Origin of the sequence: Aeromonas sp. V90_14 (assembly GCF_029967615.1) — a bacterium.
Classification (GTDB): Bacteria; Pseudomonadota; Gammaproteobacteria; order Enterobacterales; family Aeromonadaceae; genus Aeromonas; species Aeromonas hydrophila.
The window spans coordinates 125,238-141,766 of sequence record NZ_JASCAS010000008.1 but is presented as its reverse complement, the minus strand read 5'-3'; the positions used below and the strand labels follow the sequence as shown (position 1 = coordinate 141,766).

The following is a 16,529-nucleotide window of genomic DNA, read 5'->3' as shown; positions in this document are numbered from 1 at the left end:
AACGGAGATAAATGAAAGGGATCAGCTTCGAACGGGAGCCACCGAGTGGCGGTTGATCAGGGTCGGGGTGTAAATGCGACTCTGCACCGCCTCGCTTTCGCCCGCCGCCAGCTGCAGAGCCAGCTTGGCCGCCTGGGCTGCCATCAGTTCAACCGGATAGCGCATGGTGGAGAGCTTGGGGCGCAGGTATCTGGCATAGATGATGTCATCGAAGCCTACCACCGACACCTCCTCCGGCACCTTGAGGCCGTTGTCCGCCAGCACCGAGATGGCCCCCGCCGCCATGGCATCGTTGTAGGCCACCACGGCCGTGATGGGCAACCCCTTGGCCAGCAAGTTGAGCATGGCGCGCTCGCCGCCCTCCTCGTTGGGCATGCCGCTCTCCACCAGCTCGGGATCGGCCCGCAGCCCCGCCTCGGCCAGCGCATCCTGATAGCCCTGCAGCCGCAGGATGGCATCTTCGATGGCGTGATCCGAACTGAGGAAGGCGATGTGGCGGTGGCCCAGCTCCAGCAGATGGCGGGTCGCCGTGGCGGCCCCCTGCCGGTTGTTGAGGGCGATGCAGCGCCCCTTGAGCGCCGGGATGTCGCGGTTGATCAGCACCATGCCGGGCACCCGCAGCGCGTAGTCGATCAGCTCCTCGTCGCTCAGCGCCTTGCTGTGCACCACCAGCGCCTCACAGCGCTTGCCGATCAGCAGTTCGATGGATTCGCGCTCCTGCCGAGCCTTGTGAAAACCATTACCCATCAACAGGTGCAGACCCTGTTCCACCGCCACCGCGGCCACCCCCTTGACCAGGGCGCCGAAGAAGGGATCCGCCACGTCGCCCACCAGTACCCCCATGGTGTCACAGGTCTGGCTGACCAGTGCCCGCGCGTTGGCATTCGGGGTGTAGCCCAGTTCGGCCATGGCCTTCTGTACCACCTCGCGGGAGGCGGCGCTGGCCTTGGGTGAGTTGTTCATCACCCGTGAAACCGTTGCCACCGATACGTTGGCCAAACGGGCGACATCCTTGATGGTACTCATGCTGTTTTCACTTATTTCACGGCTCGGGATGGCGCCATTATACCGAGCAATGTCACTGATAACAGGGGGGAAAACCATATTGCTGAAATGATGACCATCAAAACAAGTGTAATCGTTTACACATATTTGTTAGCCAGTTCACAGTTTGCCCGCCGGCCCCTCGGCTAGACTCCTTCACAGGCTTTTTTCAGCGTGGAGATGAGGATGAAAGTACTGGTCACCGGCGGCTGCGGCTACATCGGCAGCCACACCTGCCTGGCACTGCAAGCGGCTGGCATGGAGCCCGTGGTGGTGGACAACCTCTGCAACAGCAAGGCGGGCGTACTGGCTCGCATCGCCGCCATCAGCGGGCGCGAGCCCCGCTTCTATCAGGGGGACATCCGTGACCCGGCTCTGCTGGATCGCATCTTCAGCGAGCAACGGATCGACGCCGTGATCCACTTCGCCGCCCTCAAGGCGGTCGGCGAGTCCACCCGCCTCCCCCTAGCATACTACGAGAACAACCTGAGCGGCACCCTGGTATTGCTGCAAGCGATGCAGCGGGCCGGCGTCCATAACCTGGTGTTCAGCTCGTCGGCCACCGTCTACGGCGACCCGGCCAGCACCCCCATCCGGGAGGATTTCCCGCGCAGCGCCACCAACCCCTACGGCCGCTCCAAGCTGATCATCGAAGAGATCCTCGAGGATCTGCAACGGGCCGAGCCGCACTGGAGCATGACCCTGCTGCGCTACTTCAACCCGGTTGGCGCCCACGAGTCGGGCACCATGGGGGAAGATCCCCAGGGGATCCCCAACAACCTCATGCCGTTTTTGACCCAGGTCGCCATCGGCCGGCGCGACTGCCTTTCCATCTTTGGTAACGATTACCCCACCGTCGACGGCACCGGCGTGCGCGACTACATCCACGTGATGGATCTCGCCGAGGGGCACGTCAAGGCGTTGCAGCACTGCGCCAGCCAGGGCGGCGTGCATGTCTACAACCTGGGCACGGGCCAGGGCCAGAGCGTGCTGCAGATGGTCGCGGCGTTCGAGGCGGCCAGCGGCCGCCCCTTGCCCTATCGCATCGAACCAAGACGCCCCGGCGACATCGCCGAATGCTGGGCCGATCCCGCCAAGGCCGAACGCGAGCTGGGCTGGCGTGCCCGGCGGGATCTGGCCGCCATGTGCGCCGACAGCTGGCGCTGGCAATCCGCCAACCCCCAGGGGTACGAGGCGTGATGTCCGTTTTGCACCCTTCTCCCATCACGGGAGAGGGGCCACAGATGAGCGGCGCACCCGCCCTCATCACTGCCCGCAATTCCTTTTATTGAGCTTGAGGAGTGATGATGTTCAACCCGGTTGATCACCCCCACCGTCGTTTCAACCCGCTGACCGGCCAATACGTGCTGGTCTCCCCTCACAGGGCCAAGCGCCCCTGGCAGGGCCAGGTCGAGAAGGTGAGCCAGGCGCCGAGCCAGGCCCATGATCCCGACTGCTTCCTCTGTGCCGGCAACAAGCGCGTCACCGGCGACCAGAATCCCGACTATCGAGACACCTTCGTCTTTACCAACGACTTCGCCGCCCTGATGCAGGACACCCCGGCCGCCAGTGGCCAGCAGGATCCCCTGCTCAAGCTGGAAGCCGCCCGTGGCACCAGCCGGGTCATCTGCTTCTCGCCGGATCACGGCAAGACCCTACCCGAACTGCCCCTGCCTGCCATCGAGCAGGTGATCACCACCTGGATGGAGCAGGTGGCCGAGCTGTCGGCCCAGTGGGAGTGGGTGCAGGTGTTTGAAAACAAGGGCGCCGTCATGGGTTGCTCCAACCCTCATCCCCACGGTCAGCTGTGGGGCAGCGACTTCCTGCCCAATGAAATTGCCCGCGAAGAGCAGCACCAGCGCGACTGGCTGGCGGAGCACGGCCGCCCGCTGCTGGTCGACTACGTGGAGCGGGAGCTCAAAGACAGATCCCGTATCGTGGTGGAGACCGCCCACTGGCTGGCGGTAGTTCCCTTCTGGGCGGCCTGGCCGTTCGAGACCCTGCTGCTGCCCAAGCGCCACGTTCCCTCTCTGCTCGACCTCACTCCCGAGCTGCAGCAGGATCTGGCCATCGCGCTCAAGGAGCTCACCAGCCGCTACGACAACCTGTTCGAGTGCAGCTTCCCCTACTCCATGGGCTGGCACTTTGCCCCGCCCCGCTCCGACTGCCCAGAGGCGTGGCAACTGCATGCCCACTTCTATCCGCCGCTGCTGCGCTCCGCCACGGTGCGCAAATTCATGGTGGGCTTCGAGATGCTGGCCGAGACCCAGCGTGATCTCACTCCCGAGCAAGCCGCGGAACGGCTGCGCGCGCTTTCCCCCATTCATTACAACCAGACCAATCAGGCCAACGAGGAGGCCCTATGACCCCGAGCCAGCGCGTCAGCGCCGTGTTTGCCGAGCAGTTTGAGCAACAACCCGACCTGCTGGTGCGAGCCCCCGGCCGCGTCAACCTCATCGGCGAGCACACCGACTACAACGACGGCTTCGTGCTGCCCTGCGCCATCGACTACGAGACCTGCGTCGCCATCGGCCTGCGCGACGACAGCCTGGTGCACGTGATCGCCGCCGACTACGGCAACCAGCGCGACCTGTTCGATCTCGACCAGCCCATCGGCCACCATGCCGACCAGCGCTGGAGCGACTACATCCGCGGGGTGGTGAAGTACCTGCAGGAGCGGGGCTATGCCCTGCGCGGCCTCAATCTGGTGGTCTCCGGCAACGTGCCGCAGGGGGCCGGCCTCTCCTCTTCCGCCTCGCTGGAGGTGGCCATCGGCCAGGCTTTCAAGGAGGCACTGGGGCTCGCCATCACGCAGGCCGAGATTGCCCTCAACGGCCAGCAGGCGGAGAACCAGTTCGTCGGCTGCAACTGCGGCATCATGGACCAGATGATCTCCGCCAGCGGCAAACAGGATCATGCCCTGCTGCTCGACTGTCGCTCGCTGGAAACCCGGCTCATCCCCATGCCCACCGATCTGGCGGTGCTGATCGTCAACTCCAACGTGCGCCGCGGCCTGGTGGACAGTGAATACAACACCCGCCGCCAGCAGTGCGAAGCCGCCGCCCGTCACTACGGGGTCCAGGCGCTGCGCGATCTGGATCTGGCGGCGCTGGAAGCGAGCAAGGCCGGGCTGGATGAGGTCTGCTACCGCCGTGCCCGTCACGTGGTGGGCGACAACAGCCGCACCCTGGCCGCCGCCGATGCGTTGGCGCAAGGGGATCTGGTGCGCCTCGGCGAGCTGATGGCCGACTCCCACGCCGCCATGCGCGATGACTTCGAAATTACCGTGCCCGCCATCGATGGTCTGGTGGAGATCATCAAGGCCAGGATCGGCACCGAGGGCGGCGTGCGGATGACCGGCGGCGGCTTCGGTGGCTGCGTGGTCGCCCTGCTGCACCCCGACAAGGTGGCCGAGGTGATCGCTGCGGTCGATGCCGAGTACCCGGCCCGCTTCGGCCTCAAGGCCGACAGCTACGTCTGCCGCGCCAGCGCAGGGGCAGGAAAACTATGAGCCCATTGATGATGCAGACCGACGGCGACGTCTGCCGGATCGGCAACACAGGTGCAGGCAGACTATGAGCGATGCCATGATCCCGTTCGAGCTTGAAAGCGAGGAGGGGCTGCGCCTGCGCGGCCTCGATTTCGGCGCCACCCTCACCTCCCTCACCCTGCCGGTGGCGGGCGGGCGCCGCGAAGTGTTGCTGGGCTGCGCCGATGAGGCCTACCCCGTTCAGCAGGTGTGGCTGGGGGCGGTAGCGGGGCGCTTTGCCAACCGCATCGGCAACGCCGAGCTGCTGCGCGATGGCCAGCGTTGGCCGCTGGATGCCAACCAGTCGCCCCACTGCCTGCACGGCGGGCGGGCGGGGTTTCATCGCCAGCACTGGCAGATCAAGGAGCGGGAGGCGGACCGGGTCAGACTGACCCTGCTCTCCCGGGCGGGGGATCAGGGCTTTCCCGGCAACCTGCGGGTCACGCTGGAGTACCGGCTGGAGCAATGCGATCTGGTGGTGGATTTCGTCGCCAGCACGGATGCCGCCACCCCGGTCAGCCTCACCAGCCACACCTACTTCAATCTCGATGGGCAAGCCACCGGCGGCGATGTGCGCGACCACCTCATCCGCCTCAATGCCGACCGTTTCCTGCCGACCGACCAAAGCGGGCTGCCACTCGCGATCGCACCGGTGGAAGGGCCGTTCGATCTGCGCCACGAGCGCCTTATCGGACAAGATTGGCTGAGCCACCCTCAGCAGCAACAGGCCAAGGGGTATGACCACGCCTTCGTGCTCAACGGGCCGAGTGCCGAATGGGCGGCACGGGTGGTCGCGGGGGATCGCCAGCTGGCGATGGAGGTCTACACCAACCAGCCCTCGCTGCAGTTCTACACCGGCAACTGGCTGGCCAATACGCCGGCATGCGATGGCCGACTCCATCAGGATCACGCCGGCTTCTGTCTGGAGGCCCAGCAGCTGCCGGACAGCCCCAACCGGCCCGAGCTGGGGGATCCCTGGCTGTTGCCGGGGCAGACCTATCGCCACCAGACCCGTTATCGCTTTATCGCCGCCGGCTGACCCGGCGCCCTCCGCCAAGCCTGCGCTGACTACCACAGGCGCGGCCGGGGCGGCGTCACCGTTTCGCGGCACTCTGGCTACACGCTGGCCCCGCGCGATCTTCCCCACGCCGATATGGCGGATGAAGAGGGCGCGGGGTCACCCGTCACATCCGCTCGCACACAAGTCCACGCAAGGAGTCGTTATGGATGATCACTACCTCGCCGCCCCCGACCGCTATCAGCGCCAGCCCTATCGACCCGCCGGTCGCCACGGCCTGCGCCTGCCCGGCATCGGTCTCGGCCTCTGGCACAACTTCGGCGCCGAGTGCGATCCCGCCACCGCAAAAACCATGGTGCACCAGGCGTTCGATCTGGGCATCACCCACTTCGACCTGGCCAACAACTACGGGCCGCCGCCGGGGTCGGCCGAGATCACCTTCGGCAAGCTGCTCAAGGGTAGCCTGGCCCCCTATCGAGACGAGCTCATCATCGCCAGCAAGGCGGGGTACATCATGTGGGATGGCCCCTACGGCGATGGCGGCAGCGCCAAATACCTGTTTGCCAGCCTGCACCAGAGCCTGCGCCGACTCGGCCTCGACTACGTGGACATCTTCTATCACCACAGGCCGGATCCTCGCACCCCGCTGGAAGAGACCTGTCAGGCGCTGGCCCTGATGGTACGTCAGGGCAAGGCGCTCTACGTCGGCCTCTCCAACTACCCGGCCCCGCTCGCCGCGCAGGCCGCCGCCCGGCTGGCGGAGCTGGGCACCCCCTGTCTGGTCAATCAGCTCAAATACTCCCTGTTCCAGCGCGATATTGAAGCCGAAACCCTGCCGGCCTGCCGCGAACACGGCATGGGGGTGGTCGCCTTCTCCCCGCTGGCCGGCGGGCTGCTGAGCGATCGCTACCTGGCCGGCATTCCAGCGGATTCGCGCGCCGCCAGTGCCAGCCCCTTCCTCAAGCCCGAACAGATCACCGCCGGCAAGCTGGCCACCATCCGTGCCCTGCATGCGCTGGCGCAGCAGCGGGGCCAACCGCTGTCGCAACTGGCGCTGCAGTGGGTCCTGCGCGACTCTGTGGTGAGCTGCGCCCTGATCGGTGCCAGCAGCCCGCAGCAGATTGTCAGCGCGGTGGAAGCCCAGGCCAAACCCCCGCTGGATGCGGCGCTGCTGCAGCAAATCGAGGGGATCCTGGCCAGCCAGGGCACCGCCTGATCGGGGCCGATGCCGACAGCGAACAAATCTGACCCGAACGAAAACCCATGGCCCCGCCGTCGATCCCGTCGGCGGGGCCTGCCACCGACACAATATTCACTGGTTGCCCGCCCGATTTTCCTCCATCATTGGTCGCCCCTGGCTCGGCTCGGGGCCGACTTCATCCGGACCAATAATCAAGAGATCTGAAACATGACAGAGTCTTACGCCCTGTTTGTCGCCTTCGTGCTGGGCATAGTGGAGGGCCTGACCGAGTTCCTCCCCGTCTCCTCCACCGGCCACATGATCATCGTCGGCCACCTGCTTGGCTTCGACGGACCCAAGGCTGCCACCTTCGAAGTGGTGATCCAGATGGGCTCCATCCTGGCGGTGGTCGCCGTGTTCTGGCGCCGCCTGTTTGGCCTGATCGGCATCCACTTCGGCCAGAAACCGGCGCAGGGACACGCCACCCTCTCGCTGGTGCACATCATCCTCGGCATGCTGCCCGCCGTGATCATCGGCCTCGCAATCCACAGCTGGATCAAGGCTCATCTGTTCGGCCCGCAAACCGTGATGTACGCCCTGGTGGCCGGCGGCATCCTGCTGATCATCGCCGAGAAGTTCCGCCCGGCAGTGCGCTCCGAAACCCTGGACGACATCAGCTACAAGCAGGCGCTCGGCATCGGTCTGTTCCAGTGCCTGGCGCTCTGGCCCGGTTTCTCCCGCTCCGGTGCCACCATCAGCGGCGGCATGCTGATGGGGATCAGCCGTCAGGCGGCGGCCGAGTTCTCCTTCATCCTGGCGGTGCCCATGATGGTGGCGGCCAGCGGGCTGGATCTCTACAAGAGCCGGGATCTGCTCTCCATGGCCGACTTCCCCATGTTCGCGGTGGGTTTCATCACCGCCTTCGTGGTGGCCATGATCGCCATCAAGACCTTCCTGGCGCTGATCCGTCGCCTCGACTTCATCCCGTTCGCCATCTACCGCTTCGTGGTGGCCTTCGCCGTCTATCTGGTGTTCGTCGCCTGATCCGGCCGCGACACCATGCAAAAAGGGACCTCGAGGGTCCCTTTTTTATTGCCGCCATGGCTCAGTAGAGGCGATGGCTGATGCCGTTGAGCAGCCGCGACAGCCCCTTGGTGAACTGGACCGGCGCGTCCTGCACCGTGTAGCAGAGGCAGCCGTCCGGGGTGTGCGGACTGTGGGCGTGGCTGGCATCACGCCAGATGAAGTCCCCCGCCTGATAGCGGGTGTCGCCATCTTCGATGGTGCCTGCCAGCAGCAGGGTCAGCTCATAGCCCTTGTGGGTGTGCTCCGGGATGCGGCCGCCCGCCTCGATGTGCAGCAGGCTGGCGCGGGCCCCCTGCTCGTCGAGCGGCAGGCTCACCTGCCGGATGGCGCCGATGTGGCGCCAGCTGGGGGCGTGGTGACGGGCCAGCACCCGCGGCAACCGGTACGACTGGCCCGCCACCTGCAGCTCAGGCTGGACCGCCGCCGACTGACTCAGCGCGGCGGCACTGGCCACCGGCTGCTGCAGGATGCCGGCCAGCATGGCATCGAACGCCGCCGGCAGCGGCTCGCACTCTTCGGCCGGCGCCAGGTATTGCCGGGCCAGCTCCTCTTCGCAGGCCCGCAGCCGGGCCGCGCAATCGGGGCAGAGCTCGCAGTGAGCGGAAACGCCGACGGCCAGCGGCAGGGGCAGTTCGTCGGCGGCAAAGGCGCGCAACATGGCCTGAACGGGATGGGCTTTAATCATGGCCTTGCTCCACTTGTTCCTTCAATTTTTGTAATGCCAGTCTGAGGCGGGATTTGATGGTGCCGAGCGGCACGCCGAGCCGGTCTGCCAGCTCCTGCTGGGAGAGCTCCTGCAGGTAGATGCCGCGCACCACCTGCTGCTGCGGTTCCGGCAGGGTGCCGACGTAATGGGCCATCTGGCGGGTCAGCACGGCGTCTTCGCCGCCGCTCAGGTGCTCCTCTTCCGCCCTGAACTCCAGCATGGGCCACAGCTCCTCGGCACACAGCTCTTCCTTGCTGGCGCGGCGCCGGCGCAGCATATCGAAGCCCTGATTGCGCATCACGGTGTAGATCCAGGTGGTGGCAGCCCCCTTGTCGGGGTGATAGAGCCGGGCCTTCTGCCACACCAGCAGCATGGTCTCCTGCACCAGCTCCATGGCGTTGGCCTCGCTGCCGAGGTGGCGCAGCCCGTAGCTGCGGATGCGCGGGGCAAAGTGCTGGAACAGGGTGGCGAAGGCGGCCTTGTCGCCATGCTCGGCCACCCGCACCAGCAGGGATTTCAGATCGCCGGCGGGGTCATCCATAGGGGGCGATATCCTGTGCGGAGTCGATTGTGATTGGCCAGTATATGCCATGGCGCCGTACCTTGAAGAGGGTGATGAGTGCCAATACGTGCGCCGCGGCAAAAGGATCACCGGTGCCGTATCAAAGAGGGCTCAGTGGCTAGCGACCAGCAACCCGCTCAGCAGGGAGAGCGCCGGCTGGTTGTCTTCCGCCGCCACCAGCCACTGCTTCTGCTCCACCGGGATCGGCAGCACCTCCAGCCAGCGCTGGGCCACCCAGCTGGCATCGCCCCAGTCGGGGTTGCGATAGAGGGCCGCGTATTCCGGGTAGTCCTCGAACACCTCCTGCAGCGCCCTGGCCAGCGAGTGCTGGTCGGCATTGAGCCGGCCGGTACGCCAGGGGGGCAACTGCTCCACCTCCCCGATCCGCAAGCCGTCTGCCTCCTGCCACAGATCGGTGATCCTGACCCGCTCCATGCCGAGCACTGTGATGCCGAGCAGACCGTCCGGCAGTTGATCGAAGTCGACGATCCGCACCCGGGTGGCGATGGGGTACATGTTGCGCAGCGCATCGGGCTGGCGGGGATCCAGCATGCAGAGGGCGAAGCCCTGATCTCCCGCCTGGGCGATCATGCGCTGGTATCTGGGCTCGAAGATGCGCAGCGGCATGATGCCACCGGGCAGCAAATGGGCCGAGAGGGGAAACAGCGCCAGTTTCATCGACAGATTCCTCGGTAAAAGGTCCCTGTTGATACGACCGTGCCGACGGGGCAGATCATTCAGAACGAGTTGGAATAAAAAACCCCTTAACAATCAGGGGAAAATAGCCTGGACAAGCCGCTTCGATATGCAGTAGAAATGGATAAGCACCACAATTTCCGTCCAATATTCTGGATTACGGTGCCAAATGCAGTGAAATATCCGCCCGTCCAACTCCGGCGGGCCGTCCCTATAGTTTTCTCGGGCCGATGCGGGTAAAATTCACGCCCTTATATATCAGTCATTTTTCGACGCGCAACCTTGGTGGTCAGTTATGAAAGAGCATATTCATCATCTACTTGAACAAACGGTAGCCAATCTGAAGTCAGCAGGCGTCCTGCCGGCGGACCTGGAAGCCCGCGTGCAAGTAGACCGATGCAAGGAGAAGGCTCACGGCGACCTGGCCACCAACCTGGCCATGCTGCTGGCCAAACCGGCCCGCAAGAATCCCCGTGAGCTGGCCGCTGCCATCATCGAGCACCTGCCCGCCTCCGATCTGATCGCCAAGGTCGAGATCGCCGGCCCCGGCTTCATCAACTTCTTCTTCGACCCGAGCTGGCTGGCTGGTCAGGTGGAGGCCATGGTCGCCTCTGCCAACGCCAACGTGAAGCTGCCGGTGCCGCAGACCGTGGTGGTGGACTACTCCGCCCCCAACGTGGCCAAGGAGATGGCGGTGCACCACATTCGTTCCACCGTCCTCGGTGACGTGGCCGCCCGCGCGCTGGAGTTCCTCGGCCACAAGGTGGTGCGTGCCAACCACATCGGCGACTGGGGTACCCAGTTCGGCATGCTGATCGCCTATCTGGAGAAGATGGCCAACGAGCACGCCTCCGACATGGAGCTGCGCGATCTGGAAGCCTTCTACACCCAGGCCAAGCGCCACTACGACGAAGACGAAGCCTTCGCCGAGCGCGCGCGCAACTACGTGGTCAAGCTGCAGGGCGGCGATGAGTACTGCCGCACCATGTGGAAGAAGCTGGTCGACATGACCATGGAGCAGAACCAGCGCAACTACGACCGCCTGAATGTCTCCCTGACCAACAAGGACATCATGGGCGAGTCCATGTACAACGACATGCTGCCGGAGATCGTCGCCGATCTGAAAGCGCGCGGCCTGGCGGTCGAGAGCGAAGGCGCCACCGTCGTCTTCCTGGACGAGTACAAGAACAAGGATGGCGAGCCCATGGGCGTCATCATCCAGAAGAGCGATGGCGGTTTCCTCTACACCACCACCGACATCGCCTGTGCCAAATACCGTTACGAAACCCTGGGCGCCGACCGGGTGATGTACTTCATCGACTCCCGTCAGCACCAGCACCTGATGCAGGCCTGGACCATCACCCGCAAGGCGGGCTATGTGCCGGAATCCGTACCGCTCGAGCACCACGCCTTCGGCATGATGCTGGGCAAGGACGGCCGTCCCTACAAGACCCGTTCCGGCGGTACCGTCAAGCTGGTCGAACTGCTGAACGAAGCCGAAGAGCGCGCCAGCGCCCTGCTGGAGAGCCGCAACAGCGACCTCTCCGCCGAAGAGAAGGCCCAGGTGGTGCACGCCATCGCCATGGGCGCGGTCAAGTATGCGGATCTCTCCAAGAACCGTACCACCGACTACATCTTCGACTGGGATCTGATGCTCTCCTTTGAAGGCAACACGGCGCCGTACCTGCAGTACGCCTACACCCGTATCCAGTCCATCTTCCGCAAGGCCGGCGTCGATGCCGACACCCTGAGCGGTCATGTGATCCTCAGCGAGGAAGCGGAAGAGGTGCTGGCCCAGAAGCTGATCCAGTTCTCCGACGCGGTCAACGGCGTGGCGGACAAGGGCATGCCGCACCTGCTCTGTACCTATCTGTACGAGCTGTCCGGCAACTTCATGACCTTCTACGAAGCCTGCCCGATCAACAAGGATGGCGTCGACGAAGCGACCCGTCAGAGCCGTCTGCTGCTGTGCGCCGCCACCGCCAAGGTCCTCAAGCTGGGTCTGGGCGTACTGGGCATCCACACCCTGGAGCGCATGTAATAGATGGCGACCCGGGATTATGTCGGCAGCCGCCCGCGACGTCGGGCGGGTGGTCGCAACACCAAGAAAGCGGCACCTCGCCGCTTTCCTGTTATCCCGGCCCTGCTGGCCGGGGCGCTGCTGGCAGGGTTCGGCGGCTTCCTCTACACCATCAGTGGCAAGGGTCATGATGCCCCGACCATCGAAGAGCAGGTGAAAGCCAACAAGCCCAAGGCACAGAACAACGGTCTGCCGCAGGAGAAGTGGAGCTATATCGAACGGCTGGAGAACAAGCAGGTCGATATCACCGAGCCGCCGCCCCAGCCGGGCGTGCTGCCACCACCGCCGGCGGAAACCATGACCCTGCAGCCGGAGAAGCTGCCGCAACCGGTGCCGACCGACATTCCTCAGCCGGGTACCCCCATCGGTCAAGTGCAGCCCTACAAGCCGCAACCGGTACAACCGGCCAAGCCGGCCACCGGCGCACCGGTGACCAGTGCCCAGGAGCAGGTGATCGACCGCAAGGCCGAACGGGATCGGATGGAGCGGGAGCTGCGCGCCGAACTGGAGCGGGAACGGGCCGAGGCCGCCAAGGCCAAGGCGGCGACCCCGCCCGCGACGGCCGACAACGAACGCTACATGATGCAGTGCGCCGCGCTGCGCTCGCAGGATTCCGCCGAATCGCTCAAGGCGCGTATCGCCTTCACCGCCGGGCTCTCTTCCAGCCTGCAGGTGGTCAACGGGGCCGGTGGCGCCGTCTACAAGGTGATGGTCGGTCCCTTCAGCGGCAAGGCGGCGGCCGATGCGGCCAACCGCAAGCTGCAGGGCTCCGGCATCAGCGGCTGCATCCCCAAGAAGGGCTGATCGCCGCGTCCATACCACAGGGCCGGGTGGCAACACCCGGCCCTGTTTCTTTTGGTGCCACTTGCCACCGCTCCTCTCTCACCCCGTTGGTCTCGCCACACCGCAGGCTTGAAAAGCCGGTTTGCCATCCCCATCTTTCTTGCCATGCACAGTCAGGCCGTCATTCGGCTCAAGCGAGGTAAGTAAAGTGACTACCATAGTTTCAGTTCGCCGCAACGGTCAGGTCGTCATCGGTGGCGATGGCCAGGTTTCCCTTGGCAACACCGTCATGAAGGGCAACGCCCGCAAGGTTCATCGCCTCTACAACGGCAAGGTACTGGCTGGTTTCGCCGGCGGTACTGCCGACGCCTTCACCCTGCTCGAGCGCTTCGAAGCCAAACTGCAGGCCCATCAGGGCAACCTGGAGCGCGCCGCCGTGGCGCTGGCCAAGGACTGGCGCACCGATCGCGCCCTGCGCCGCCTCGAGGCCCTGCTGGCCGTCGCCGACGAGCACAAATCCTTCATCATCACCGGCAACGGTGACGTGGTGCAGCCGGAACACGATCTCATCGCCATCGGCAGCGGCGGCAACTTTGCCCAGTCCGCCGCCATCGCCCTGCTGGAGAACACCGAGCTCGATGCCAAGAGCATCGTCGAGAAGTCCCTCAAGATTGCGGGCGACATCTGTGTGTTCACCAATGGCAACCACACCATCGAAGTGCTGGATTATTCAGCTAAATAAGTCGGCGAAATAGGGCCGCCAAATAAGGCCGCCAGCCAAACCCCATTTTCCAAGGGGTGGGCCCTGCCCGCCCCGGATACAGGAACGCCATCATGTCCGAGATGACCCCGAGAGAAATCGTCCACGAGCTGGATCGTCACATCATCGGCCAGGCCGATGCCAAGCGCGCGGTCGCCGTCGCCCTGCGCAACCGCTGGCGCCGGATGCAACTCGATGAAGAGATGCGCCATGAAGTGACCCCGAAAAACATCCTGATGATCGGCCCGACCGGCGTCGGCAAGACCGAGATCGCCCGTCGTCTGGCCAAGCTGGCCAACGCCCCCTTCATCAAGGTGGAAGCGACCAAGTTCACCGAAGTGGGCTATGTCGGCAAGGAAGTGGACAGCATCATCCGCGATCTGACCGATGCCGCCATCAAGCTGGTGCGCGAAACCGAGATGGAGAAGATGAAATACCGCGCCGAGGAAGCCGCCGAAGAGCGCATCCTCGACGCCCTGCTGCCCAACCCGCGCAACAGCTGGGGCGAGGAAGAGAAAGCCGACAACTCCAACACCCGCCAGATCTTCCGCAAGAAACTGCGGGAAGGTCAGCTGGATGACAAGGAGATCGAACTGGAGCTCTCCGCCTCCCCGATGGGCGTCGAAATCATGACCCCGCCGGGCATGGAAGAGATGGCCAACCAGTTGCAGGGGCTGTTCCAGAACCTGGGCCAGAACCAGAAGAAGAAGCGCAAGATCAAGGTCAAAGAGGCCATGAAGGCGCTGATCGAAGAGGAAGCGGCCCGCCTGGTCAATCCGGAAGAGCTGAAGCAGAAAGCCATCGCCGCGGTCGAGAACAACGGCATCGTCTTCCTCGACGAGATCGACAAGATCTGCAAGCGCGGCGAGAGCTCAGGCCCCGACGTCTCCCGTGAAGGGGTACAGCGCGACTTGCTGCCGCTGGTCGAGGGCTGCACCGTCAACACCAAGCACGGCATGGTCAAGACCGACCACATCCTGTTTGTCGCCTCCGGCGCCTTCCAGATCGCCAAGCCGTCAGATCTTATCCCCGAGCTGCAGGGCCGCCTGCCGATCCGGGTCGAGCTGACCGCGCTGACCACCGATGACTTCGAGCGGATCCTGACCGAGCCGAACGCCTCGCTGACCGATCAGTACCAGGCGCTGATGGCCACCGAAGGGGTCAAGATCGAGTTCACCAAGGATGGCATCCGCCGTCTGGCCGAAGCGGCCTGGCAGGTCAACGAGCGCACCGAAAACATCGGTGCCCGCCGCCTGCACACCGTGATGGAGCGCCTGATGGAAGACATCTCCTACGACGCCTCCGAGAAGTCCGGCGAGACCTTCGTCATCGACACCGACTACGTCAACGCCCACCTCGGCAAACTGATTGAAGACGAGGATCTGAGCCGCTTTATCCTGTAAATCGAGAACGAGGAGCTGAGCGGTTTAATATCCTGTAAATCGAGAACGAAGAGCTGAGCGGTTTAATATCCTGTAAGCGAACAGCTCAATCTCATAGCAAGACGCCTCCCCTGTGGAGGCGTCTTTGTTTTCAGCCCCCTCCCGACTCACAGCCTGCCCGGGTCGCATCGCCTGGCACACTGCACAGGTCTCTTCCCGCCAGCCAGAGCGCGGCCAGCAACAACACGCCGCTCAGGGCGAAGCTGGCCTGCATGGCGAGGTGCAGCTCGCTGGCACTGGCGACGGCCGGATCGCCCCCTCCCGCCAGGCCGGCAAACAGGGCGCCGAGCCCGGCCGCCCCCATCAGCTGACCCAGATTGCGCGCCAGGGTCAGCAACCCGGCCACGGCACCGCGGGCCAGTCCGCCGCTGCCACCGATCACGGCGCTGTTGTTGGCGGTCTGAAACAGGGCATAGCCGGCGGTCAGCAACAGGATCGGCAGCAGATAGCCGAGCGGGCCAAGGGCTGGGCTGAGCACCGCCAGCAAGGCCACGGCGCAGCTCATCAGCAGCAAGCCCAGCCGCACCACTGTGATGGCGCCGACCCTGTCCACCAGCCAGCCGGCGGGCAGCCCGGTCAGTGCCGCCAGCAGGGGCCCGCCCGAGATGAGCAAGCCGCTGGTGAGCGGGTCGAGCCCGAATGCCCCCGGCAGATAGAAGGGGCCGATCAGCAGGGTCAGCACCATGATGCCGGCCACCAGTGCACTGGCCGCCAGACCACCGCGCAGCCGACGGGTACCCAGCAGCGCCAGCGGCAACAGGGGGGCAGCAGTACCCAGCTCGCTGCGCACCAGCCAGGCGGTGGCCAGCAGCGCCCCGCCCCCCAGCCAGAGGGCCAGCGCCGCCGTCGAGATGAGGGCCAGCCCGTAGCAGAGCAGCGCCACCAGCAAGAGCGACAGACTCGCCAGATTGAGCCTCTCCCCCTCTGTGTACGCCGCATCCCGAGGCAGACCGAACAGGCCACAGACCAGCGCCAGCAGGCCGATCGGCAGCAGCGCGAGAAAGGCCGGCTGCCAGCCGGCAATATCCAGCAGCAGACCGCCAAACGAGGGGCCGAGGGCCGTGCCACAGGCCGAGAGGGTACCGAGCAACCCCATGCCCCGGCCACGCCGGGCCGGCGACACCAGCTGGCCCACCATGGCCAGCGACAGCACCAGCATGCAGGCCGCTCCCGCCCCCTGCAGCACCCGGGCGGCGAGCAGCCAGCCGATGGTCGGGGCCAGCGCGCAGAGCAGGCTGGCCAGCACAAACAGCCCTATGCCCCAGAGCAGCAGGCGGCGCCGGCCGAACCTGTCCCCCAGCCGGCCCGCCACCACCGTCAGGCAGGTGAGCCCAAGCAGATAGGCCACCAGCACCCACTGCAAGCTGGCGAAGGGAACGGCAAAGTCCGCGCCCAGTGCCGGCAGCAGCATGCTGGCCATGCTCCCCGCCAACATGGGCAACAGGGTGGCGAGGCCAAGCGCCAGCAGACCGAGGCGGCGCGCAGCGGGAGGTAAAACGTGGGTGAAGGGTGACATGATCCGGGCTCCACAAGGGGGTGATGACAACAAGGCTAGTGGGGCCGGTGAACAGGCGGAAGACGCACCAGTTGCAGCTTATCAATGCACTGGACGCCATATGAGGGAGTCCATTCTCGGGTATGAT

15 protein-coding genes are annotated in these 16,529 nt (G+C 65.0%); 10 read left to right on the top strand and 5 right to left on the bottom strand.

Going from position 1 to position 16,529, the window contains the following annotated elements:
• Positions 1 to 21 precede the first annotated feature (21 nt).
• On the bottom strand, positions 22 to 1,026 hold the full coding sequence (locus QLG02_RS08770) for a substrate-binding domain-containing protein (protein ID WP_011707764.1): 1,005 nt from the start codon (positions 1,024 to 1,026) through the stop codon (positions 22 to 24).
• Between the two features lie 204 nt (positions 1,027 to 1,230).
• On the opposite strand from QLG02_RS08770, the gene galE reads away from it, so the two are divergent.
• From galE to bacA, 6 genes are all read left to right on the top strand, one after another.
• Entirely contained in the window at positions 1,231 to 2,244 is a 1,014-nt protein-coding gene (gene galE, locus QLG02_RS08765) for a UDP-glucose 4-epimerase GalE (protein WP_282464999.1), read from the top strand.
• 107 nt (positions 2,245 to 2,351) lie between these two features.
• Entirely contained in the window at positions 2,352 to 3,410 is a 1,059-nt protein-coding gene (locus QLG02_RS08760; RefSeq protein ID WP_029302305.1) for a UDP-glucose--hexose-1-phosphate uridylyltransferase, read from the top strand.
• A complete protein-coding gene (galK, locus tag QLG02_RS08755; protein ID WP_282464998.1) occupies positions 3,407 to 4,555 on the top strand; it encodes a galactokinase in 1,149 nt (382 codons plus the stop codon). Before QLG02_RS08760 ends, galK begins: the two co-directional genes overlap by 4 nt.
• Positions 4,556 to 4,619: 64 nt before the next feature.
• Positions 4,620 to 5,612, top strand: a complete 993-nt coding sequence (gene galM / locus QLG02_RS08750; protein ID WP_282464997.1) for a galactose-1-epimerase — start codon at positions 4,620 to 4,622, stop codon at positions 5,610 to 5,612.
• Between the two features lie 184 nt (positions 5,613 to 5,796).
• Positions 5,797 to 6,807, top strand: a complete 1,011-nt coding sequence (locus QLG02_RS08745) for an aldo/keto reductase (RefSeq protein WP_282464996.1) — start codon at positions 5,797 to 5,799, stop codon at positions 6,805 to 6,807.
• A gap of 192 nt (positions 6,808 to 6,999) precedes the next feature.
• Positions 7,000 to 7,815 carry an undecaprenyl-diphosphate phosphatase gene (gene bacA, locus QLG02_RS08740; RefSeq protein WP_011707770.1) on the top strand — a complete coding sequence of 272 codons (816 nt, stop codon included), beginning with the start codon at positions 7,000 to 7,002 and terminating at the stop codon, positions 7,813 to 7,815.
• A 61-nt stretch (positions 7,816 to 7,876) separates the two neighbouring features.
• Here bacA and QLG02_RS08735 read toward each other — a convergent pair whose 3' ends face one another.
• The 3 genes from QLG02_RS08735 to QLG02_RS08725 all read right to left on the bottom strand — a co-directional run bounded on the left by QLG02_RS08735 (position 7,877) and on the right by QLG02_RS08725 (position 9,803).
• Entirely contained in the window at positions 7,877 to 8,542 is a 666-nt protein-coding gene (locus QLG02_RS08735; RefSeq protein ID WP_085734485.1) for a ChrR family anti-sigma-E factor, read from the bottom strand.
• Entirely contained in the window at positions 8,535 to 9,104 is a 570-nt protein-coding gene (locus tag QLG02_RS08730) for a sigma-70 family RNA polymerase sigma factor (RefSeq protein WP_016352315.1), read from the bottom strand. Before QLG02_RS08730 ends, QLG02_RS08735 begins: the two co-directional genes overlap by 8 nt.
• A 132-nt stretch (positions 9,105 to 9,236) precedes the next feature.
• Positions 9,237 to 9,803 carry an LON peptidase substrate-binding domain-containing protein gene (locus QLG02_RS08725; protein WP_049045479.1) on the bottom strand — a complete coding sequence of 189 codons (567 nt, stop codon included), beginning with the start codon at positions 9,801 to 9,803 and terminating at the stop codon, positions 9,237 to 9,239.
• A gap of 313 nt (positions 9,804 to 10,116) precedes the next feature.
• Here QLG02_RS08725 and argS point away from each other — a divergent pair, with 313 nt between their 5' ends.
• The 4 genes from argS to hslU all read left to right on the top strand — a co-directional run bounded on the left by argS (position 10,117) and on the right by hslU (position 14,847).
• Complete coding sequence (gene argS / locus QLG02_RS08720; RefSeq protein WP_045788812.1) at positions 10,117 to 11,862, top strand: arginine--tRNA ligase; 1,746 nt, start codon at positions 10,117 to 10,119, stop codon at positions 11,860 to 11,862.
• A 3-nt stretch (positions 11,863 to 11,865) separates the two neighbouring features.
• Entirely contained in the window at positions 11,866 to 12,705 is an 840-nt protein-coding gene (locus tag QLG02_RS08715; RefSeq protein WP_042067104.1) for an SPOR domain-containing protein, read from the top strand.
• 187 nt (positions 12,706 to 12,892) lie between these two features.
• Positions 12,893 to 13,426: an ATP-dependent protease subunit HslV gene (gene hslV / locus QLG02_RS08710; RefSeq protein ID WP_005306539.1), complete on the top strand. Its 534-nt coding sequence runs from the start codon at positions 12,893 to 12,895 to the stop codon at positions 13,424 to 13,426.
• A 92-nt stretch (positions 13,427 to 13,518) separates the two neighbouring features.
• Positions 13,519 to 14,847, top strand: coding sequence for an HslU--HslV peptidase ATPase subunit (gene hslU, locus QLG02_RS08705; RefSeq protein ID WP_024945162.1), 1,329 nt, complete (start codon positions 13,519 to 13,521; stop codon positions 14,845 to 14,847).
• Positions 14,848 to 14,977: 130 nt separating this feature from the next.
• Here hslU and QLG02_RS08700 read toward each other — a convergent pair whose 3' ends face one another.
• A complete protein-coding gene (locus QLG02_RS08700) occupies positions 14,978 to 16,402 on the bottom strand; it encodes an MFS transporter (protein ID WP_282464995.1) in 1,425 nt (474 codons plus the stop codon).
• Positions 16,403 to 16,529 lie beyond the last annotated feature (127 nt).

Excerpts from the sequence above, each read along its gene's own strand:
- QLG02_RS08770 (WP_011707764.1), bottom strand. The coding sequence starts at position 1,026 with ATGAGTACCATCAAGGATGTCGCCCGTTTGGCCAACGTATCGGTGGCA.
- galE (WP_282464999.1), top strand. The coding sequence starts at position 1,231 with ATGAAAGTACTGGTCACCGGCGGCTGCGGCTACATCGGCAGCCACACC.
- QLG02_RS08760 (WP_029302305.1), top strand. The coding sequence starts at position 2,352 with ATGTTCAACCCGGTTGATCACCCCCACCGTCGTTTCAACCCGCTGACC.
- galK (WP_282464998.1), top strand. The coding sequence starts at position 3,407 with ATGACCCCGAGCCAGCGCGTCAGCGCCGTGTTTGCCGAGCAGTTTGAG.
- galM (WP_282464997.1), top strand. The coding sequence starts at position 4,620 with ATGAGCGATGCCATGATCCCGTTCGAGCTTGAAAGCGAGGAGGGGCTG.
- QLG02_RS08745 (WP_282464996.1), top strand. The coding sequence starts at position 5,797 with ATGGATGATCACTACCTCGCCGCCCCCGACCGCTATCAGCGCCAGCCC.
- bacA (WP_011707770.1), top strand. The coding sequence starts at position 7,000 with ATGACAGAGTCTTACGCCCTGTTTGTCGCCTTCGTGCTGGGCATAGTG.
- QLG02_RS08735 (WP_085734485.1), bottom strand. The coding sequence starts at position 8,542 with ATGATTAAAGCCCATCCCGTTCAGGCCATGTTGCGCGCCTTTGCCGCC.
- QLG02_RS08730 (WP_016352315.1), bottom strand. The coding sequence starts at position 9,104 with ATGGATGACCCCGCCGGCGATCTGAAATCCCTGCTGGTGCGGGTGGCC.
- QLG02_RS08725 (WP_049045479.1), bottom strand. The coding sequence starts at position 9,803 with ATGAAACTGGCGCTGTTTCCCCTCTCGGCCCATTTGCTGCCCGGTGGC.
- argS (WP_045788812.1), top strand. The coding sequence starts at position 10,117 with ATGAAAGAGCATATTCATCATCTACTTGAACAAACGGTAGCCAATCTG.
- QLG02_RS08715 (WP_042067104.1), top strand. The coding sequence starts at position 11,866 with ATGGCGACCCGGGATTATGTCGGCAGCCGCCCGCGACGTCGGGCGGGT.
- hslU (WP_024945162.1), top strand. The coding sequence starts at position 13,519 with ATGTCCGAGATGACCCCGAGAGAAATCGTCCACGAGCTGGATCGTCAC.
- QLG02_RS08700 (WP_282464995.1), bottom strand. The coding sequence starts at position 16,402 with ATGTCACCCTTCACCCACGTTTTACCTCCCGCTGCGCGCCGCCTCGGT.